Here is an 18,262-nt window from a genome sequence, read left to right on the forward strand (position 1 = left end):
TTCTGGGCATGGTCTGCTCGTAGGTGCGTTCGGGCTGGCATCGTTTGTACTGGTTGGGGCCGGTCCCGTGCAAGGGGCGGCAGCGGACGCACGACGCGGCGGGCGACGGCGCGCCGGCGTTTGCACGGGCGTCCCGAGAGGGCCACGGTAACAGCTTGTATTGCGGGGAAAAAGCTCGGGCCGGAAGCTTAGGCCGTGCTTTCGGGGAAAAAGTTGCCGGGGGCGGGCGGCTCCGTGCTCGGCGCCGAGGGAGGTGTGGCCAAGGTCAAACGGCGGATAACGCCGTAGGCGTTATGCGCCCTACGCCAGGGCCACCCTGGGCGTAGGGCGAATAACCGTTCGCGGTTATCCGCCGTTACACCGCGCCTGCCGCCAACGCCATGGCTGGGCCGGACGGGAAATCAACGGCTCGCGGTATCGAGATAAAGCGTCAGCGTCTGCCCAGGCTTGAGCGCGTGGGCGCTGCTGCGCGGGTTCCAGCGCTTGATGTGCTGCATCTCGACGTTGAAGCGCTTGGCGATCAGGTACATGGAATCGCCCTGCTTGACCTTGTAGTAGGTTGCCGCTTCCTGCTGCTGCTTGGCCTTGCCGCTGGCGCCGCTGCGCGATGCCAGCTGGGTGGCGCCTTGCAGCTTGAGCACCTGGCCGGGCTTGACGCCGTGGCTGTCCAGGCCGTTCCAGCGCTTCAGGTCGTCGACGCCGACGCCGGTGGCGCGGGCGATCTGCCAGAGGTTGTCGCCGCTCTTGACCTTGTAGCTGCGGGTGGCGTTGGCCAGGCTGGGCGCCTTGGTCGCGCCGGCCTTGGCCACCTGGCGCGCGGGCTCCAGTTCCGGCATGCGGCTGCCCTTGGCCGGGATCAGCAGCGCCTGGCCGTTGCGCACGCGGTTGGAGCTCAGGCGGTTGCTGCTCTTGAGCTCGGCCACGCTGATGCCGTGCTTGGCCGCGATGCTGCGCAGGCTATCGCCGCGGCGCACCTTGTACTGCTTCCAGCTCACCAGGTCCTGGGGCTGCAGGGAGGCGAGGCCGGCCTTGAGCCGTTCCACCTTCTCCTTGGGCACCAGCAGCTGCTGCGGGCCGTCCATGGTGATGCGGCGCTTGAAGGCCGGGTTGAGCAGGTACAGCTCGTCCTCGTCGAGTTCGGCCAGCGCCGCGACGCGCGACAGGTCCAGGCCGGGCTTGACCTTCACCGCGGCGAAGTAGGATTCGTTGGCGATGGGGTTGAGGTTGATGCCGTAGGCTTCCGGCGACATCACCAGCTGCGACAGGGCCAGCAGCTTGGGCACGTAGTCCTGGGTTTCCTGGGGCAGCGGCAGGTTCCAGTAGTCGGTCGGCAGGCCGAGCTTCTGGTTGCGCTCGATGGCGCGGCTGACGGTGCCTTCGCCGGCGTTGTAGGCGGCCAGGGCGAGCAGCCAGTCGCCGTTGAACATGTCGTGCAGGCGGTTCAGGTAGGTCAGCGCCGCGTTGGTCGAGGCCTTGATGTCGCGGCGGCCGTCGTACCAACTGGTCTGGCGCAGGTTGAAGTGGGTGCCGGTGGTGGGGATGAACTGCCACAGGCCCACCGCCTGGGCGCGGGACACGGCCAGGGGGTTGTAGGCGCTCTCGATCATCGGCAGCAGCGCCAGTTCCAGCGGCATCTGCCGCTCTTCCAGGCGCTCCACCACGTAGTGCATGTAGGGGCTGCCGCGCTCGGAGGCCTGCTCGATGAAGGCCTGGTTGCTGACGAACCACAGGCGCTGGCGTTCGATGCGCGGGTTGGTGTCGGTGGCGTCGGCCTGCAGCTGGAAGCCGTGGCGCATGCGCTGCCAGATGTCGCTGTCGGCGTAGGCCGGGTTGAACTGTACGTCCACCGCGCGGCTGGCGGGGCGGTAGGTCAGGGTGTCCTGGTCGGTGCCGCTGTGCTGGCTGGTCTGGCAGCCGGCGAGGGCGCCGGCGCCGAGCAGGACGGAGACTCGTATGGCACGAGCCAATGCGTCTAGATCGCTGGTCTTACTGGTCTTTGGCGGCATTGGCGGATGACTTTGTCCAGGGTAAAAATTTCGGGGATTCTAGAAACCGCGCCGGACGTGGTCAAGATTTCGCCAGACCTCAGAATTTATCTTTCCATTGCCGAATGACCGCAAAAACCTCTGCGGGGCTGGCTGTCGGCCCGCCGTTCCGCTCGTCGGCGGCTTTTTTAACGCTGTTTTCCGAGGTGCGCAAAAAGGGGTTGGTGGCCCGTTCCAGGGCGATGCTGGAGGGCAGGCTGATGCGGCCCTGCTCGCGCCAGGCGGCGACCTCGTCGAAGCGCGCGGCCAGCTCGGCGTTGCCGGGCTCCACCGCGCGGGCGAAGCGCAGGTTGCTCAGGGTGTATTCGTGGGCGCAGTACACGCCGGTGGCGCCCGGCAGCGCGGCGAGGCGGCCCAGGGAGGCGTGCATCTGCGCCGGGGTGCCCTCGAACAGGCGGCCGCAGCCGCCGGCGAACAGGGTGTCGCCGCAGAACAGCAGGGGCGCATCGGCGTCCGCATGGTAGTAGGCGATGTGCCCGAGGGTGTGGCCGGGCACTTCGATGACCTCGAAGCCCAGGCCCAGCACTTCGACCTGGTCGCCGTCGCGCAGCGCCAGGTCGATGGCCGGGATGCGCTCGCCGGCCGGGCCCAGCACGCGGGCGCCGTTGGTCTGTTTCAGGCGCGCCACGCCGCCGACGTGGTCCTGGTGGTGGTGGGTGACCAGGATGTCGGCCAGGCGCCAGCCCGGGTGCGCGGCCAGCCAGGCCTCCACCGGCGCGGCGTCGCCCGGGTCGACCACCGCGCAGGTCCGGGTGGTCACATCCTGCAACAGCCAGATGTAGTTGTCGGAAAAGGCGGGTAGCGCGTCGATCTGTATCATGGCCGGATGTCGCTAAGCGGAATAGGTTGGCGCATAGTAGTGCGAATGTGCCGTCCTGTGTTCGCCGAACGGCGTCGACCGCCCTCCCGGCGGCGACAGCCAACCTGTTTCAGGGGGTGGTGAGAATGGAACGAGAACCCTTCGCCCAGGCCGATGCCGACTGGCTGGAGCTGATCGCCGAGGCGCGCGACTGGTTCGCCGGGCCGCTGGGCGCCATGATGCTGGCCGAGGAGCAGCGCCTGCTCTGCGACGAGCTGCAGCGCTACTTCGGCGGTTACCTGGTGCACTACGGCCCGCACGCCGAACTGCCGGAGAGCACCGGCAACATCCAGCGCGGCGTGCGCCTGGGGCCGCCGTTGCCGGGCGTGGAGATCGCCTGCGACGAATGCGCCTGGCCGCTGGGCGAGCACGCCGCCGACGTGGTGCTGCTGCAGCACGGCCTGGACTTCTGCCTGTCGCCGCACCGCCTGCTGCGCGAAGCCGCGCGCAGCGTGCGCCCCGGCGGGCACCTGCTGGTGATCGGCGTCAACCCGCGCAGCGCCTGGGGCCTGCGGCATTATTTCGCCTCCGACGGCCTGGGCCGGGCGCGCTGCATTTCCCCCGGGCGCGTCTGCGACTGGCTCAACCTGCTGGGCTTCGCGCTGGAGAAACGCCGCTTCGGGTGCTATCGTCCGCCGCTTGCCTCGGCTGTCTGGCAGGCGCGCCTAGCACGCATGGAAGGCTGGGGCGCGGGCCTCAAGGGCACCGGTGCCGGCTTCTACCTGCTGGTGGCGCGCAAGCTGGTGGTCGGCCTGCGGCCGTTGCGCCAGGCCCGCCGCGAGGCCCGCGGCCAACTGGTGCCGCTGCCGGTGGCCAAGGTCAGCCGGCGCGATTCCGAAATCTAGCGACGGCCTTCGCCAGTCCCTCGTGCCACCATCCCGGGGCGGGACGCCGCGGGCCGTACTGAAGGTGATATGAGCGAAGAAGAGAAGGTCGTCATCTATACCGACGGCGCCTGCAAGGGCAACCCCGGCCGCGGTGGCTGGGGCGCGGTGCTGTTCTACAAGGGCGCCGAGCGCGAACTCTGGGGCGGCGAGCTGGAGACCACCAACAACCGCATGGAGCTGACGGCGGCCATCATGGCCCTGGCGGCGCTCAAGCGGTCCTGCGAGATCCGCCTGGTCACCGACTCCGAGTACGTGATGAAAGGCATCAAGGAATGGCTGCCGAACTGGAAGAAGCGCGGCTGGAAGACCGCCGCCAAGCAGCCGGTGAAGAATGCCGACCTGTGGCAGGCGCTGGACGAGCAGGTCAACCGGCATAATGTCGAATGGCAGTGGGTGCGCGGCCACACCGGGCACCCCGGCAACGAGCGCGCCGACATGCTCGCCAACCGCGGCGTCGCCGAACTGCCACGCTGAATATTGCAACGGGCGCCCGCGGGCGCCCTCCCTGGTCAAAGCAACAAGGTCCCGAAATGCGCAGCGTCGTACTGGATACCGAAACCACCGGCATGCCGGTCACCGATGGCCACCGGATCATCGAGATCGGCTGCGTCGAGCTGGAAGGCCGCCGCCTCACCGGCCGCCACTTCCACGTCTACCTGCAGCCCGATCGCGAGATCGACGAGGGCGCCATCGCCGTCCACGGCATCACCAACGAGTTCGTCAAGGACAAGCCGCGCTTCCGCGAGGTGGCCGACGAGTTCTACGAGTTCATCCACGGCGCCCAGCTGATCATCCACAACGCGGCGTTCGACATCGGCTTCATCAACAACGAGTTCGCCCTGCTGGGGCAGAGCGAACGCGCCGAGGTCAGCGACTACTGCTCGGTGCTCGACACCCTGATGATGGCCCGCGAGCGCCACCCGGGGCAGCGCAACAACCTCGACGCCCTGTGCAAGCGCTACGGCGTCGACAACTCCGGCCGCGACCTGCACGGCGCACTGCTCGACGCCGAGATCCTCGCCGACGTCTACCTGGCGATGACCGGTGGCCAGACCAGCCTGTCGCTGGCCGGCCAGGGCGCCGAGGGCGACGGCAGCGGCCGCCCGCAGCCCAGCGCGATCCGCCGTCTGGCGGCCGGCCGCGCGCTGACCCGGGTGATCCGCGCCAGCGACGAGGAACTGGCGGCCCACGCCGCACGCCTGGCCGCGGTGGAAAAATCCGCCGGCGGCCCCTCGCTATGGGCGCAGATGGACGCCCCCGCCGCACAGGAATAGCCATCGGCGTAGGGCGGATAACCGTTCGCGGTTATCCGCCGTTTCACCTTGGCCCCAGGCCACTGCGGAGCCAAACCCGAAGCCCCTGTCCCGGCCGCTCCCGGGCATGGGCCCGGGCCTATCGGCGTACAACCATTCGCGGTTATACGCCCTACGGCTCCGCCCAGCCCCTGGTCCGCTCCACCGCCTTCTTCCACCCCGCATACAGCTGCTCCCGCTCGGCCGCCTCGCAGTTGGGCTGGAACACCCGTTCGATCACCGCCTTGCCCTTCAGTTCGTCCAGGCCCTGCCAGAAGCCGCTGGCCAGCCCCGCCAGCACGGCGGCGCCCAGCGCGGTGGTCTCGCGCATCTGCGGGCGTTCCACCGGCGTGCCGAGGATGTCGGCCTGGAACTGCATGAGGAAGTTGTTGGCCACCGCGCCGCCGTCCACGCGCAGGGCGCGCAGCGGCTCGCCGGCGTCCTGCTGCATGGCGTCGAGCACGTCGCGGGTCTGGTAGGCGATGGATTCCAGGGTGGCACGGATCAGGTGGTCGGCCTTCACCCCGCGGGTCAGGCCGAACAGCGCGCCGCGGGCGTACGGGTCCCAGTAGGGCGCGCCCAGGCCGGTAAAGGCCGGCACCAGGTAGACGCCGTTGCTGTCCTTGACCTTGCTGGCGAAGTACTCGGAGTCGTGGGCGTCGTTGATCACCTTCAGCTCGTCGCGCAGCCACTGCACCGTGGAGCCGCCGTTGAACACCGCGCCTTCCAGGGCGTACTGCGGCTCGCCGCGGGGGCCGCAGGCAATGGTGGTGAGCAGGCCGTGGGTGGACTTCACCGCCTTGGCGCCGGTGTGCATCAGCAGGAAGCAGCCGGTGCCGTAGGTGTTCTTCGCCTGGCCGGGCTCCACGCAGAGCTGGCCGAACAGCGCGGCCTGCTGGTCGCCGGCGATCCCGGCGATGGGTGTGCGGTGCACGCCCAGGCCGCCGACCCGCGCCTGGCCGAACACCCCGGAAGAGGCCTGCACCCTCGGCAGCATGGCCCGGGGAATGTCCAGGGCCGCCAGCAGGCGGTCGTCCCAGTCGAGCTTGTGGATGTCGAACAGCAGCGTGCGTGAGGCGTTGCTGTAGTCGGTGACATGCACCTCGCCCTCGGTGAGCTTCCACACCAGCCAGCTGTCCACGGTGCCGAACAGCAGCTCGCCGCGGCGGGCGCGCTCGCGGGCGCCGTCGACGTTGTCGAGGATCCACTTCAGCTTGGTGCCGGAGAAATAGGGGTCGATGACCAGCCCGGTGGTGTCGCGGATGTAGGGCTCCAGGCCGTCGGCGCGCAGTTGCTCGCAGATGCCCGCGCTGCGCCGGCATTGCCAGACGATGGCGTTGTGGATCGGCCGGCCCGTGGCCTTGTCCCACACCACCGTGGTCTCGCGCTGGTTGGTGATGCCGATGGCGGCCACCTCGCCGAAGCCGATGCTGGCCTGGGCCAGGGCCTCGACCAGGGTCGAACTCTGGGTGGCCCAGATTTCCATGGGGTCGTGCTCGACCCAGCCGGCCTGGGGGTAGATCTGCGCGAACTCGCGCTGGGCCACGCTGACCACGTTGGCGTCGCGGTCGAAGATGATGGCGCGGGAACTGGTGGTGCCCTGGTCGAGGGCGACGATGTATTTCTTGTGCTGGCTGTCGGTCATGACGTTGGCCTTGTGCTGCATCCGGCAGAGCCCGGGTCGTCTGCGACCTTAGGCCATTCCGCGCGCCGGGTGAAGGGCCGCGCGCAGGCGGCGGTGGCGGATTCGGCCGCCGGCCCTTGCTATGCTTGGGCATCGTTCACGGACAGAGCCCGGACCGCCATGACCCCCGCCATCGACCTGCTGAAGAAGGCCCGCGCCGAGCACCGCGTGCTGAGCTACGAACACGATCCCAAGGCGCCGTCCTACGGCCTGGAGGCCGCCGAGAAGCTCGGCCTGGAGCCGGCGCGGGTGTTCAAGACGCTGCTCGCCGCCACCGAGAAGGGCGAGCTGCTGGTGGCCGTGGTGCCGGTGGCCGGCAGCCTCGACCTGAAGGCCCTGGCCCACGCCGCCGGGGCGAAGAAGGCCGACATGGCCGACCCCAATGCCGCACAGCGCGCCACCGGCTACCTGGTCGGCGGCATCAGCCCGCTGGGGCAGAAGAAGCGCCTGCGCACCTTCATCGACGACTCCGCCCGGCAGTACCCGAGCATCCACGTCAGCGCCGGGCGCCGCGGCCTGGAGGTGGAGCTGAGCGCCGAGACCCTGGCCGGGCTGACCTCGGCCAGTTTCGCCGCCATCGGCCGGGCCTGAGGGCACGACTGTGCCGATGCGAAAGTCGCACACTGTATAGCAGCGCCGAACGCGCGGGACGGCATGCTGGAGCCCCATTCAGAGGAGAACGCCATGCAGCTCGAATTCCACCAGGTCGATGCCTTCACCCACCGTCCGTTCGCCGGCAACCCGGCCATGGTCTATCGCCTGGACGCCTGGCTGGCCGACGAGCTGATGCAGAACATCGCCGCCGAGCACAACCTGTCGGAGACCGCCTTTCTGGTCCGTGAGGCCGATGGCTGGCGCATCCGCTGGTTCACCCCGACCGCCGAGGTGCCGCTGTGCGGCCACGCCACCCTGGCCAGCGCCCATGTGCTGTTCGAGGTGTTCGGCGAGCCGGGCGAGCGCCTGGAGCTGAACTCGCTGTCCGGCCCGCTGCGGGTGTACCGCGAGGACCAGCGCCTGGCCCTGGACTTCCCGGCGCAGCCGCCCCACGAGGCGGGCAGCACCGTGGAGCTGGAGCAGGCCCTGGGCCTGCCGGTGGTCGATGCGCTGAGCACCACGGCGCACCTGATGGTGCTGCTGGAATCGGAAGAGGCGGTGCGCGCCTGCAAGCCGGACTTCGTCGCCCTGGCGAAGCTGCCGTACCTGGGCGTGATCGTCACCGCGCGGGGGGAGGGCGACCACGACTTCGTCTCGCGCTTCTTCGCCCCGGCCATCGGCATCAACGAGGACCCGGTGACCGGCGCTGCCCACTGCTGCCTGATCCCCTACTGGTCGCAGCGCCTGAGCAAGCTGCAGCTGCGCGCCTTGCAGTGCTCGGCCCGCGGCGGCGAACTCTGGTGCCGGCTGGAAGGCGACCGCGTGCGCATCGCCGGCCAGGCGCGGCTGGTGGCGAGTGGGCGGTTGGTGATTTGACGGTGGGCTTGGGTGTGGCGGCGTATAACCGCGAACGGTTATACGCCCTACGGTGGGCTTGGCGTAGGGCGCATAACGCCTACGGCGTTATCCGCCGTTTGGCCTTGGTTCCAGGCGGCTCCGGGGCTGACCTGGGCCCGGCTGGGGGCTTGGGTGAGGCGGCGGATAACCGCGAACGGTTATTCGCCCTACATTTCCGGCGGTAATTCGATGATGAGGCGTGTCCAGCCGTCTGCGGATTCGGCGCGGATGCGGCCGCCGTGGGCCTGGACGATGGAGCGGCAGATTGCCAGGCCGAGGCCGGCGTGCACGCCCTGGCCCTCGCGCTGGGCCGCCTCGCGGTGGTGGAAGCGGTCGAACAGCCTTGGCAACTGCTCGGCGGGGATCGCCGGGCCCTGGTTCTCCACGCTGACCTGGCCGGGCCGCAGGCGCACGCGGACGGCGCCGCCTGCGGGGGTGAAGCGCAGGGCGTTGTCCAGCAGGTTGGCCAGCGTCCGGCGCAGCATGCCGCGGTCGCCGCGCACCTGCGCCAGGCCTTCGCGCGCCAGGTGGACGCCCTGGTCCTCGGCCAGCGGCGCGTAGAACTCCAGCAGGGCGTCCACTTCCGCGGCCAGGTCCAGGCTGTCGCGCCCGGGAGCCAGCAGGCCGTGGTCGGCCTTGGCCAGCAGCAACATGTCGTTGACCATGGCGGTCAGCCGCTGCAGCTCCTCCAGGTTGCCGTGCAGCGCCTCGCGGTAGTCGTCCTCGCCGCGCGGGCGCGACAACACCACCTGGGTCTGCGTCAGCAGCGCGGTGAGCGGCGTGCGCAGCTCGTGGGCGATGTCCGCGGAGAACGCCGACAGGCGCTGGAAGGCTTCCTCCAGGCGCGCCAGCATGGCGTTCAGCTCGCTGGCCAGGCCGCGCAGCTCGGCGGGCAGGCGGCTGGCATCCAGGCGGGTGGTCAGCGACTGCGCCGACACTTGCGCCGCCACCTCGCGCATGCGCCGCAGCGGGCGCAGGCTGGCTCGGGTGGCCCAGGCGCCGAGCAGGGCGGTGGCCAGGGCGGAGAGGCCCATGGTCAGCCAGATCAACTGCTGCATGCGGCCGAGGAAGTGCTGGTGGTGGGTGATGTCCAGCACCAGGGTCAGCTGGCGCCCGGCGGGCTCGGCCGGGTCCAGCGGCACGCGCATCTCGCGGTAGGCGGGCGGCTCGCCCATGCCTTCCATGCCGCTGCTCATGCGCGGCGGCTCGTCCAGCCAGCGCTGGCCGTCGACGCCCTCCAGGCGCAGGCCCAGGTCCGGGTGGCGCGTCAGTTCGTGCTCCAGTGTTTCGCGTTGCGCAGTCAGGCCGGAGGGATCGCGCACCGGGCCGAGCAGTTCGCGGAAGAAGGGCAGGCGGCCGGCCATCACCTGGCGGTCCAGCTCGACGAAGTGCGCCTCGCTGGCGCGGCTGAACACCACCCCGGCGATCAGCGACACGGCCGCGGTGCAGGCGGCGAACAGCAGGCTCAGGCGGACGCCCAGCGAAACCCGCGCGGCGGCGCTCACGGTGCGCGCTCTTCGAGCACGTAGCCCATGCCGCGCACGGTGTGGATCAGGCGCTGCGGGAAGTCGTCGTCGACCTTGGCGCGCAGGCGGCGGATGGCCACCTCGATGACGTTGGTGTCGCTGTCGAAGTTCATGTCCCACACCTGGGAGGCGATCAGCGACTTGGGCAGCACCTCGCCGTGGCGGCGCAGCAGTAGTTCCAGCAGGGCGAACTCCTTGGCGGTCAGCTCGATGCGCCGGCCGCCGCGCTGCACCCGGCGGCGCAGCAGGTCCAGCTCCAGGTCGGCCAGTTGCAGCACGGTCTCCTGCAACTGCTGGCCGCCACGGCGCAGCAGGGTGCGCACGCGGGCCAGCAGCTCGACGAAGGCGAAGGGCTTTACCAGGTAGTCGTCGGCGCCCTGTTCCAGGCCGCGCACGCGGTCCTCCACGGCGTCGCGGGCGGTGAGGAACAGCACCGGCAGGGCCAGGCCGGCCTGGCGCACGGCCTGGAGGATCTGCCAGCCATCGCGGCCGGGCAGCATGACGTCGAGGATCGCCAGGTCGTAGCCGCCGGACAGCGCCAGCTGTTCGCCCTCGGCGCCGTCGCCGCAGAGGTCCACGGCGTAGCCGGCCTCGCTCAGGCCCTGGCGCAGGTACTGGCCGATGCGGGGTTCGTCTTCGACGATCAGCAGTTTCAAGGTGGATGGCCTCCGTGGCGGAATGCCGGTCATTGTACCCAGCGCCGCCGGCGGCGCCGCCAAGCTGACACAACTGTAATCTTCCCGACAGCCAACCGGCAGGTGGCCGGCGGCAACATGGGGGCAATCATCTGCAAGAGGTCCGCATCATGCGTACACGCCAGCTGTTCAACGCCGCCATCCTCGGCCTCGCCGCCGCCGCCGCCGCCGCCGCCGCCGCCTTCGCCCTGCCGGCCCTGGCCGACGCCGGCCACGGCCATGGGTACGACTTCGGCAAGCCGGCCGAGGCCGCCCAGGCCACCCGCAGCGTCGAGGTCACCCTGGGCGAGATGTACTTCGAGCCCAAGTCGCTGCGGGTCAAGGCCGGCGAGACGGTGCGCTTCGTCATCCACAACAAGGGCAGCCTGCTGCACGAGTTCAACCTCGGCAACGCCGCCCTGCACGCCGAGCACCAGAAGGAAATGCAGCGGATGCAGGCGATGGGCATGCTCACGCCCACCGGCATGAGCCACGACATGGCCGGCATGGACCATTCGAAGATGATGAAGCACGACGACCCCAACAGCGTGCTGGTGGAACCGGGCAAGACCGCCGAGCTGACCTGGACCTTCACCCGTGCCACCGAGCTGGAATTCGCCTGCAACGTCCCCGGCCACTACCAGGCCGGCATGGTCGGCCGCCTGACCGTCGAGCCCTGAGCGCCGGCCTTGCCGGCGCAATCGCGGATGAATCCGCTCCTACGCCTCCAGGGAAGCACGGCTTTTCGTAGGATGGCGTTGAGCGAAGCGATACCCATCAGTGCAACCGCATGGGTTTCGCAAGCTCAACCCATCCTACGAAGAGCACCTTGGCGCAAGGAGCGGACTCCGTCCGCGATCCGCCCCAAGGCCGCCAGCCGTCACCCAGGCCTCCCGCGCCTGCTGAAACCAGCGGGGCATTTGTATACACTTGCCCGGCCCGTCACCCTGGCGGGCGCCGACACGATTCCCGCAGGTCCATTGCATGCAGCATCCCGCCGAACATTCGCCGCTGGGCAAATCCAGCGAATACGTCTCCACCTACGCGCCCGGGCTGCTGTTCCCCATCAGCCGCGCCACCAAGTGGGCCGAGCTGGGCCTGGACGGCGCCAACCTGCCATACCGCGGCGTGGACATCTGGAACTGCTACGAACTGTCCTGGCTGACCCCCGGCGGCAAGCCGGTGGTGGCCATCGGCGAATTCGCCATCCCGGCGCAGTCGCCGAACATCATCGAGTCGAAGTCCTTCAAGCTCTACCTCAACTCGCTGAACCAGAGCCCGTTCGACAGCCGCGAGGCGCTGCAGGCGGTGCTGGAGCGCGACCTGTCCGCCGCCGCAGGCGCGCCGGTGAGCGTGCGCCTGCGCAGTCTCGATGAAGTGGCTGAGGAGGGCGTGGCGAAGCTGCCTGGCCGCTGCATCGACGACCTCGACATCGCCGTGGACGGCTACGACCACCCGCGCCCGGAGCTGCTGCGCTGCGACGACGCCCGGCGGGTGGACGAGGTGCTCTACAGCCACCTGCTGAAATCCAACTGCCCGGTCACCGGCCAGCCGGACTGGGGCACCCTGGTGGTGGACTACGCCGGCCCGGCGCTCGACCCCGCCAGCCTGCTGGCCTACGTGGTTTCCTTCCGCCAGCACCAGGACTTCCACGAGCAGTGCGTGGAGCGCATCTACCTCGACCTGCAGCGCCTGCTGCAGCCCAGCCGACTGACCGTTTATGCGCGCTATGTGCGTCGTGGTGGGCTGGATATCAATCCCTACCGCAGCAGCGATGACATCGCGCCGGACAACCGTCGGTTGGTGCGGCAGTAACGATACGGTTTCATCGCGGACGGAGATTCCGGCGCGATTCGCGGATGAGATCCGCTCCTACGCTGCGCCATTCCCCTGTAGGAGCGATATCGCGGGCAGGGCCCCTACGGTTCCAGGAAGCACGGCTTTTCGTAGGATGGCGTTGAGCGAAGCGATACCCATCACCACGGCATGGGTATCGCAAGCTCAACCCATCCTACGAAGAGCACCTCGGCGCAAGACAGTTGCTCCTACAGTTGTCGTGAGGCATGGAGTTTCCTCGTAGGAGCGGACTCCGGCCGCGCGATCGTAATCCCCTCGTGTCATTCCCGCTGAATACCTTTCCCGATACTGAATGGCATTCTGATTCTACGCCTTGCGGCCGCCGCCCTGGGGAAAGAGCGCACGGCCAATGAAGCTGGCGGTATCGCGCAAACTGCTGCCGATGCTTTCCAGTTCATCGCGGCGATGTTGGGCGCTGATGCCGATGGCGGAGATGATGAAGCGCGGCTGCCGGTCGCGGTCGGTGACCGCGCTGGCGACCATGCTCACGCCGCGGTACAGGTGGTCCTGGTCCATGGCCCAGCCGCGTTCCAGGGCTTCGTGGGCGTCGGCCTGGTACTGCTCGAAGGCCGGCGGGTTCTCCCAGCGCACCCGCGACAGGCGCCGGCGCAGTTCGTCCTCCGGCAGCTGGCGCAGGCCGGCGATGCAGCGCCCGGCGGCGCCCACCAGTTCCGGCAGGCGCGTGCCCATGGCCACGTTGACGTGGGCGATCTGCGGCTCGGAGCGGGCGATCACGCGGATGTGCGCGTCGTCCGTGACCTGCCAGAGGGCGACGAGTATCCGGTGGGCCAGGCTCAGGCGCTCCAGTTCCGGCTGGATCAGGTCGGCGTAGCTGCGGCCGATGAAGCTCACCGCCAGTTCCGACAGGCCCAGGCCCAGCTGGTAGGTCTTGGTCTCGTTGTCGAACGACGCCAGCTGCTCGTTGTGCAGCGTGCGCAGGATATTGAAGGCGCTGCTCGGGCTGATGCCGGTGGCGCGGGCGATGGCGGCCACGCCTTCGGGGGCTTCGGCGTGGGCCAGGTGGCGGAGGATCTGAATGGCGTTCACCACGGCCCCTACATCCTTGGTGCTGGCGCTCTTGGTACTGGCTTCCGGTGCGGTTTCTTTGTTTTTCATATTCAGTATTCAGGTTGACATTCAGTGGAGTGAATATATGCTGGCTTCACGGAGCGCACAACCGCTGCCCTGAAGTCGCCGGTTGGTGCGTCCACGTCGTTGCACTTTGCAGCAAAGGTCGAACAAGAATAAAGGAGGACCTACGTGGCAGATCTCCCCGAGTGCGTCGTTCCGGGCCCCGAGGCCCAGTACCTCGCCTTCCTGGCCCAGGGCCGCTTCATGCTGCAGCGCAGCCGTGCCACCGGGCGCTACGTCTTCTACCCGCGCAACCTGGTGCCGGGCAGCGGCGAGACGGACCTGGAATGGATGCCGGCCAGCGGCCTGGGCACCCTCTACGCGATCACCGTGAACCGCGCCCGTGGCGGCGACTACAACGTCGCCCTGGTCGACCTGGACGAGGGCGTGCGCATGATGTCGCGCATAGAAGGCCACCTCGAACTGCCCATCGGCACCCGCCTGAAGGCGCGCATCGTCGAGCAGGAAGGCACCCCCGTGGTGGTGTTCGACGCGCTTGCGCAGGTGCAGCCATGAGCCAGGTCCTGCGCGGCAAGACCGCCATCGTCGGCATCGGCAGCGCCGGCATCGGCGAGGCCCCCGGCCACAGCGCCATCGAACTGCTCGGCCAGGCCTCGGTGAAAGCCATCGCCGATGCCGGGCTGAAGCTGGCCGATATCGACGCGGTGTTCGCCGCCACCAGTTCCCACGCCTTCCCGACGCTGTCGGTCTGCGAATACCTGGGCATCCGCCCGAAGTTCGTCGATGGCACCAATATCGGCGGCTCCAGCTTCGAACTGCACCTGCTGCAGGCCACCCTGGCCCTGGAGGCCGGGCTGTGCGACGCGGCGCTGATCTGCTACGGCTCCAACCAGCGCACCGCCGGCGGCAAGCTGGTATCGATGAGCGAGCCGCAGTGGCACGAGACGCCCTACAAGCCGCGCCATCCGATCACCGCCTACGCCCTGGCCGCCAGCCGCCACATGCACCAGTACGGCACCACCCGCGCGCAGCTGGCGGAGGTGGCGGTGGCCGCGCGGGGCTGGGCCAACCTCAACCCCGAGGCCTTCGCCCGCGGCCCGCTGACCGTCGAAGAGGTGCTCGCCGCGCGCATGGTCAGCGACCCGCTGAGCAAGGCCGACTGCTGCCTGGTCACCGACGGCGGCGGCGCCTGCGTGCTGGTGCGCGCCGAGCGTGCCCGCGACCTGCCGAATGCGCCGGTGTACTTCCTCGGCGCCGCCGGCGCGCAGTGGCACCGCTCCATCGTGGCGATGCCCGACCTCACCGTCACCGCCGCCAGCGAAAGCGGCCCGCGGGCCATGCAGATGGCCGGGGTGACGCACGCCGACATCGACCTGGTGATGCTCTACGACGCCTTCACCATCAACACCCTGCTGTTCCTCGAAGACCTCGGCTTCTGCCCGAAGGGCGAGGGTGGGCGCTTCGTCGAGGGCGGGCGCATCGCCCCTGGCGGCGAGCTGGCGGTGAATACCAATGGCGGCGGGCTGTCCTGCGTGCATCCGGGCATGTACGGCATGTTCCTGATCATCGAGGCGGTGACGCAGTTGCGCCGCCAGGCCGGCGAGCGCCAGTTGCGCAAGGCCGACGTCGCCCTGCTGCACGGCAACGGCGGCACCCTGTCCAGCCAGGTCACGGCCCTGCTCGGCACTCAGTCGGTGCTCTGAAACCCCCGGGTTCGGCGCCCCAGCGGTGGCCGCTTCGGCGGCCCGCCGTGGACGCGCTCGCCCTCGCGCCGGGACGCACGCTCCGGCAACCGTCAACAGTTCAGGTGGAAAGCCATGTCAGTGAGTCACTCGCAACACCCTGGCAACGCCTCGTGCTTCGCCAGCCTCACGCCCCTGCTGCAACCGCGTTCCGTGGCCGTGGTCGGCGCCTCCAGCGACCCGCACCGCATCGGCGGCCGGCCCATCGCCTACATGCTGCGCAACGGCTTCGGCGGCCGCATCCTGCCGGTGAACCCCAACCGCAGCGAAATCCAGGGCCTGCCGGCCTTCGCCAGCGTCGAGGCGCTGCCCGAGGCGCCCGACGTGGCCATAGTCGCGCTGCCGGCGCCGCAGGTGCTGGAGACCATCCAGGCCCTGGGCCGCAAGGGCGCGCGCAGCGCCATCGTGTTCTCCTCCGGCTTCAGCGAGGTGGGCGGCGAGGGCGTGCTGATGCAGGAGGCGATGGTCGAGGCCGCCCGCGCGGCGAACATGCGCCTGCTGGGCCCCAACGCCCTGGGCGTGTTCAACGCCAACCTGGGCTACTACGCCTTCTTCTCCACCAGCCTGGAGCGCGGCATTCCGCTGGCCGGGCGCGTCGGCATCGCCACCCAGTCCGGCGCCTACGGTGCGCACCTGCTGGGCCTGGCGCGGCAGCGCGGGCTGGGCACGCCGATCTGCGTAGCCACCGGCAACGAGGCCGACGTCACCCTGGGCGATGCCATCGGCTGGCTGGTGGAGTCGCCGGAAGTCGACGTGGTGATGGCCTACGCCGAATCCATCCGCAACGTCGACAGCTTCCTCGCCGCCCTGGCGGCCGCCCACCGCGCCGGCAAGCCGGTGATCCTGCACAAGGTCGGGCGCAGCGAGCTGGGCGGCCGCGCGGCCATGTCCCACACCGCTTCCCTGGCCGGCGACGACAAGGTGCTGGACGCGGTGCTGGCCGACTATGCGGTGGTCCGCGCGCGCAATACCGAGGAACTGATCGACATCGCCTACCTCGCCACCCAGCGTATCTACCCGGTGGCCAACAGCCTGGGCATGATCACCGTCAGCGGCGGCGCCGGGATCATCGTCAGCGACGCCGCCGAGGACGTCGGCCTGCCGATGCCGCCCATGCCCGAGGCGGCCCAGGCGCGGCTGAAGCAGCGGCTGTCGTTCGCCTCGCCGATCAATCCGGTGGACTGCACCGCCCAGGCCCTGAACGACCTGAGCCTGGTGCACGACTTCACCGAATCCATGGTGGTGGACGGCGGCTACAAGTCGCTGATCGCCTTCTTCACCCAGGCCGGCACCGTCGCCTCCATCGGCCCGAAGCTGGCCGAGCAGTTCGGCCGGATCAAGGCCGACCACCCGGACCGCCTGTTCGTGGTCTCGGTGATGGGCGAGGGCGAGGAACTGGAACCCTACCGCAAGGCCGGCTTCGCCCTGTTCGAGGACCCGACCCGCGCGGTGCACGCCATCCAGGCCATGGGCCGGCTCGGCGAGGCTTTCGCCAAACCGTTGCGCCAGGTGCCGGCGCCCGGCGACGTGGAGTTGCCGCCGTACACGCCGGGGGAGGCCGAGGCCAAACAGTTACTGGCCCGCGCGGGCATCGAGTCGGCGCCGGAGCGGGTGCTGGTGAGCGCCGCGGAGGCCGCTGCTTTCGCCGAGCAGATCGGCTTCCCGGTGGTGCTGAAGATCGCCTCGGCGGACATCCTGCACAAGTCGGAGATCGGCGGCGTGCTGCTGGGTGTGGACAATGCGGCGGCGGTGCGCGAAGGCTTCGACCTGCTGCTGCAGCGCGCCGCCGAACAGGCCCCGCAGGCGCGCATCGACGGCGTGCTGGTGGCGCGCCAGCTGCAGGGCGGCGTGGAGTGCTTCATGGGCATCCAGCGCGACCCGCTGTTCGGCCCGGTGGCGGTATTCGGCCTCGGCGGCATTTTCGTCGAAGTCCTGAAAGATGTGGTTTTCCGCCGCTGCCCGTTCGGCGCGGAGGAGGCCGAGGCGATGATCCGCAGCATCAAGGGCGCGCCGTTGTTGCTCGGCGCACGCGGCCGCCCGGTGACCGACGTGAAGGCGCTGGCGCAGGTGCTCTCGCGGCTCTCGCAGTTCGCCGCGCAGGCCGGCCCGCGGCTGCGCTCGGTGGACCTCAACCCGGTGTTCGCCATGCCCGAGGGGCAGGGCGCCTGGGCCGCCGACGCGGTGCTGGAAGTGCAGGAGGTGGCCGATGGCGCTGAATCCTGAGCACCTGCTGAACTACCGCATTCCCGAGGTGCGCCAGCGCTACTGCCGCGAGGACAGCGCCTTCTACGCGCTGTCGGTGGGCCTCGGCGCCGACCCCCTAGACGAGCACCAACTGGCCTTCGTCGACGCCAACCGTGATCTCCAGGCGCTGCCGTGCATGGCCGTGGTGCTGGGCCACCCGGGCTTCTGGCTGGGCAACCCGGACACCGGCGTCGACGCCCTGCGCCTGGTGCATGGCGAGCAGAGCGTGGAGTGGCTCAAGCCGCTGCCACCGGAAGGCGAGGTGATCGGCCGTACCCGCGTCACCGGCCTGGTGGACAAGGGCGCCGGCAAGGGCGCGCTGCTGTACAGCGAGAAGGTGCTCAGCGATGCCGCCAGCGGCGAGGTGCTGGCCATCGCCCGCGGCACCACCTTCCTGCGCGGCGACGGCGGTTTCGGCGGCGACAGCCAGTCGCTGAGCCAGCCGCACCGCCTGCCCGAGCGCGCGCCGGACCTGGTCATCGACCTGCCGACGCGTCCGGAGCAGGCCCTGTACTACCGCCTCAACGGCGACGACAACCCGATCCACGCCAGCCCGGCGGCCGCGGCCCGCGGCGGCTTCCCCCGGCCGATCCTGCATGGCCTGTGCACCCTGGGCGTGGCCTTCCACGCCCTGCTGCGCGGCTTCGCCGACTACCGCGCGGAGCGCTTCGGGCAGTTGCAGGTGCGCTTCTCCGCGCCGGTGTTCCCCGGCGAGACCCTGCGCACGGAAATCTGGAACGACGGCTCCTTCCGCACCCGCGTGGTCGAGCGCGATCGGGTGGTGCTGGACAACGGCCGCGTGCGCCTGGCGCCGGAGGCGAACAGCTGAGCCGGGCGGCATGGCGACAACCCCCTCAACCAACCTGCGA

17 protein-coding genes are annotated in these 18,262 nt (G+C 69.6%); 11 read left to right on the forward strand and 6 right to left on the reverse strand.

Annotated elements, in window-relative coordinates:
• Nucleotides 1–401: 401 nt before the first annotated feature.
• Both QSJ95_RS17365 and gloB read right to left on the reverse strand, forming a co-directional pair.
• Nucleotides 402–2,006 carry a LysM peptidoglycan-binding domain-containing protein gene (locus tag QSJ95_RS17365; protein WP_043266958.1) on the reverse strand — a complete coding sequence of 535 codons (1,605 nt, stop codon included), beginning with the start codon at nucleotides 2,004–2,006 and terminating at the stop codon, nucleotides 402–404.
• 79 nt (nucleotides 2,007–2,085) lie between these two features.
• The gene (gene gloB / locus QSJ95_RS17370) at nucleotides 2,086–2,865 is read right to left on the reverse strand and encodes a hydroxyacylglutathione hydrolase (RefSeq protein WP_285644088.1); all 780 of its coding nucleotides are present in this window, start codon (nucleotides 2,863–2,865) and stop codon (nucleotides 2,086–2,088) included.
• A 125-nt stretch (nucleotides 2,866–2,990) separates the two neighbouring features.
• Here gloB and QSJ95_RS17375 point away from each other — a divergent pair, with 125 nt between their 5' ends.
• The 3 genes from QSJ95_RS17375 (at nucleotide 2,991) to dnaQ (ending at nucleotide 5,065) form a co-directional block, all read left to right on the forward strand.
• Nucleotides 2,991–3,749 (forward strand): class I SAM-dependent methyltransferase, encoded by a 759-nt coding sequence (locus tag QSJ95_RS17375; RefSeq protein ID WP_043315398.1) that lies wholly within the window; start codon nucleotides 2,991–2,993, stop codon nucleotides 3,747–3,749.
• Nucleotides 3,750–3,818: 69 nt separating this feature from the next.
• The gene (gene rnhA / locus QSJ95_RS17380) at nucleotides 3,819–4,265 is read left to right on the forward strand and encodes a ribonuclease HI (RefSeq protein WP_009619116.1); all 447 of its coding nucleotides are present in this window, start codon (nucleotides 3,819–3,821) and stop codon (nucleotides 4,263–4,265) included.
• 56 nt (nucleotides 4,266–4,321) lie between these two features.
• Nucleotides 4,322–5,065, forward strand: a complete 744-nt coding sequence (dnaQ, locus tag QSJ95_RS17385) for a DNA polymerase III subunit epsilon (RefSeq protein ID WP_043266954.1) — start codon at nucleotides 4,322–4,324, stop codon at nucleotides 5,063–5,065.
• 151 nt (nucleotides 5,066–5,216) lie between these two features.
• Here dnaQ and glpK read toward each other — a convergent pair whose 3' ends face one another.
• Nucleotides 5,217–6,728: a glycerol kinase GlpK gene (gene glpK, locus QSJ95_RS17390; RefSeq protein ID WP_285644170.1), complete on the reverse strand. Its 1,512-nt coding sequence runs from the start codon at nucleotides 6,726–6,728 to the stop codon at nucleotides 5,217–5,219.
• 159 nt (nucleotides 6,729–6,887) lie between these two features.
• On the opposite strand from glpK, the gene ybaK reads away from it, so the two are divergent.
• Nucleotides 6,888–7,358, forward strand: a complete 471-nt coding sequence (gene ybaK / locus QSJ95_RS17395) for a Cys-tRNA(Pro) deacylase (RefSeq protein ID WP_058071335.1) — start codon at nucleotides 6,888–6,890, stop codon at nucleotides 7,356–7,358.
• A gap of 93 nt (nucleotides 7,359–7,451) precedes the next feature.
• Complete coding sequence (locus tag QSJ95_RS17400) at nucleotides 7,452–8,237, forward strand: PhzF family phenazine biosynthesis protein (RefSeq protein WP_043315397.1); 786 nt, start codon at nucleotides 7,452–7,454, stop codon at nucleotides 8,235–8,237.
• Nucleotides 8,238–8,425: 188 nt separating this feature from the next.
• Here QSJ95_RS17400 and QSJ95_RS17405 read toward each other — a convergent pair whose 3' ends face one another.
• A complete protein-coding gene (locus QSJ95_RS17405; protein ID WP_285644092.1) occupies nucleotides 8,426–9,763 on the reverse strand; it encodes a heavy metal sensor histidine kinase in 1,338 nt (445 codons plus the stop codon).
• Nucleotides 9,760–10,440 carry a heavy metal response regulator transcription factor gene (locus tag QSJ95_RS17410; RefSeq protein WP_074980991.1) on the reverse strand — a complete coding sequence of 227 codons (681 nt, stop codon included), beginning with the start codon at nucleotides 10,438–10,440 and terminating at the stop codon, nucleotides 9,760–9,762. The genes QSJ95_RS17405 and QSJ95_RS17410 overlap by 4 nt, the downstream gene beginning before the upstream one ends.
• 149 nt (nucleotides 10,441–10,589) lie before the next feature.
• Between QSJ95_RS17410 and copI the strand changes: the two genes are divergently transcribed.
• Together copI and queF are read left to right on the forward strand one after the other, a co-directional pair.
• Nucleotides 10,590–11,138 carry a copper-resistant cuproprotein CopI gene (gene copI, locus QSJ95_RS17415; protein WP_285644096.1) on the forward strand — a complete coding sequence of 183 codons (549 nt, stop codon included), beginning with the start codon at nucleotides 10,590–10,592 and terminating at the stop codon, nucleotides 11,136–11,138.
• Between the two features lie 304 nt (nucleotides 11,139–11,442).
• Nucleotides 11,443–12,273, forward strand: a complete 831-nt coding sequence (gene queF, locus QSJ95_RS17420; protein WP_285644098.1) for an NADPH-dependent 7-cyano-7-deazaguanine reductase QueF — start codon at nucleotides 11,443–11,445, stop codon at nucleotides 12,271–12,273.
• Nucleotides 12,274–12,621: 348 nt separating this feature from the next.
• On the opposite strand, the gene QSJ95_RS17425 is transcribed toward queF, so the two are convergent.
• Nucleotides 12,622–13,431 (reverse strand): IclR family transcriptional regulator, encoded by an 810-nt coding sequence (locus tag QSJ95_RS17425; protein WP_058071330.1) that lies wholly within the window; start codon nucleotides 13,429–13,431, stop codon nucleotides 12,622–12,624.
• Nucleotides 13,432–13,575: 144 nt separating this feature from the next.
• Here QSJ95_RS17425 and QSJ95_RS17430 point away from each other — a divergent pair, with 144 nt between their 5' ends.
• The 4 genes from QSJ95_RS17430 (at nucleotide 13,576) to QSJ95_RS17445 (ending at nucleotide 18,222) form a co-directional block, all read left to right on the forward strand.
• Nucleotides 13,576–13,962: a Zn-ribbon domain-containing OB-fold protein gene (locus tag QSJ95_RS17430; RefSeq protein WP_285644102.1), complete on the forward strand. Its 387-nt coding sequence runs from the start codon at nucleotides 13,576–13,578 to the stop codon at nucleotides 13,960–13,962.
• Complete coding sequence (locus QSJ95_RS17435) at nucleotides 13,959–15,110, forward strand: thiolase family protein (protein ID WP_285644103.1); 1,152 nt, start codon at nucleotides 13,959–13,961, stop codon at nucleotides 15,108–15,110. The genes QSJ95_RS17430 and QSJ95_RS17435 overlap by 4 nt, the downstream gene beginning before the upstream one ends.
• Before the next feature lie 114 nt (nucleotides 15,111–15,224).
• Nucleotides 15,225–17,372: an acetate--CoA ligase family protein gene (locus tag QSJ95_RS17440; protein WP_285644104.1), complete on the forward strand. Its 2,148-nt coding sequence runs from the start codon at nucleotides 15,225–15,227 to the stop codon at nucleotides 17,370–17,372.
• Nucleotides 17,356–18,222 carry a MaoC/PaaZ C-terminal domain-containing protein gene (locus QSJ95_RS17445; RefSeq protein ID WP_285644105.1) on the forward strand — a complete coding sequence of 289 codons (867 nt, stop codon included), beginning with the start codon at nucleotides 17,356–17,358 and terminating at the stop codon, nucleotides 18,220–18,222. The genes QSJ95_RS17440 and QSJ95_RS17445 overlap by 17 nt, the downstream gene beginning before the upstream one ends.
• Nucleotides 18,223–18,262 lie beyond the last annotated feature (40 nt).

The sequence above is a fragment of the Pseudomonas sp. NBRC 100443 genome (genome assembly GCF_030268185.1).
In the GTDB taxonomy this organism is placed as follows: Bacteria; Pseudomonadota; Gammaproteobacteria; order Pseudomonadales; family Pseudomonadaceae; genus Pseudomonas; species Pseudomonas citronellolis.

Coding starts and splice junctions, on each gene's coding strand:
- QSJ95_RS17365 (WP_043266958.1), bottom strand. CDS start 2,006: ATGCCGCCAAAGACCAGTAAGACCAGCGATCTAGACGCATTGGCTCGT.
- gloB (WP_285644088.1), bottom strand. CDS start 2,865: ATGATACAGATCGACGCGCTACCCGCCTTTTCCGACAACTACATCTGG.
- QSJ95_RS17375 (WP_043315398.1), top strand. CDS start 2,991: ATGGAACGAGAACCCTTCGCCCAGGCCGATGCCGACTGGCTGGAGCTG.
- rnhA (WP_009619116.1), top strand. CDS start 3,819: ATGAGCGAAGAAGAGAAGGTCGTCATCTATACCGACGGCGCCTGCAAG.
- dnaQ (WP_043266954.1), top strand. CDS start 4,322: ATGCGCAGCGTCGTACTGGATACCGAAACCACCGGCATGCCGGTCACC.
- glpK (WP_285644170.1), bottom strand. CDS start 6,728: ATGACCGACAGCCAGCACAAGAAATACATCGTCGCCCTCGACCAGGGC.
- ybaK (WP_058071335.1), top strand. CDS start 6,888: ATGACCCCCGCCATCGACCTGCTGAAGAAGGCCCGCGCCGAGCACCGC.
- QSJ95_RS17400 (WP_043315397.1), top strand. CDS start 7,452: ATGCAGCTCGAATTCCACCAGGTCGATGCCTTCACCCACCGTCCGTTC.
- copI (WP_285644096.1), top strand. CDS start 10,590: ATGCGTACACGCCAGCTGTTCAACGCCGCCATCCTCGGCCTCGCCGCC.
- queF (WP_285644098.1), top strand. CDS start 11,443: ATGCAGCATCCCGCCGAACATTCGCCGCTGGGCAAATCCAGCGAATAC.
- QSJ95_RS17425 (WP_058071330.1), bottom strand. CDS start 13,431: ATGAAAAACAAAGAAACCGCACCGGAAGCCAGTACCAAGAGCGCCAGC.
- QSJ95_RS17435 (WP_285644103.1), top strand. CDS start 13,959: ATGAGCCAGGTCCTGCGCGGCAAGACCGCCATCGTCGGCATCGGCAGC.
- QSJ95_RS17440 (WP_285644104.1), top strand. CDS start 15,225: ATGTCAGTGAGTCACTCGCAACACCCTGGCAACGCCTCGTGCTTCGCC.
- QSJ95_RS17445 (WP_285644105.1), top strand. CDS start 17,356: ATGGCGCTGAATCCTGAGCACCTGCTGAACTACCGCATTCCCGAGGTG.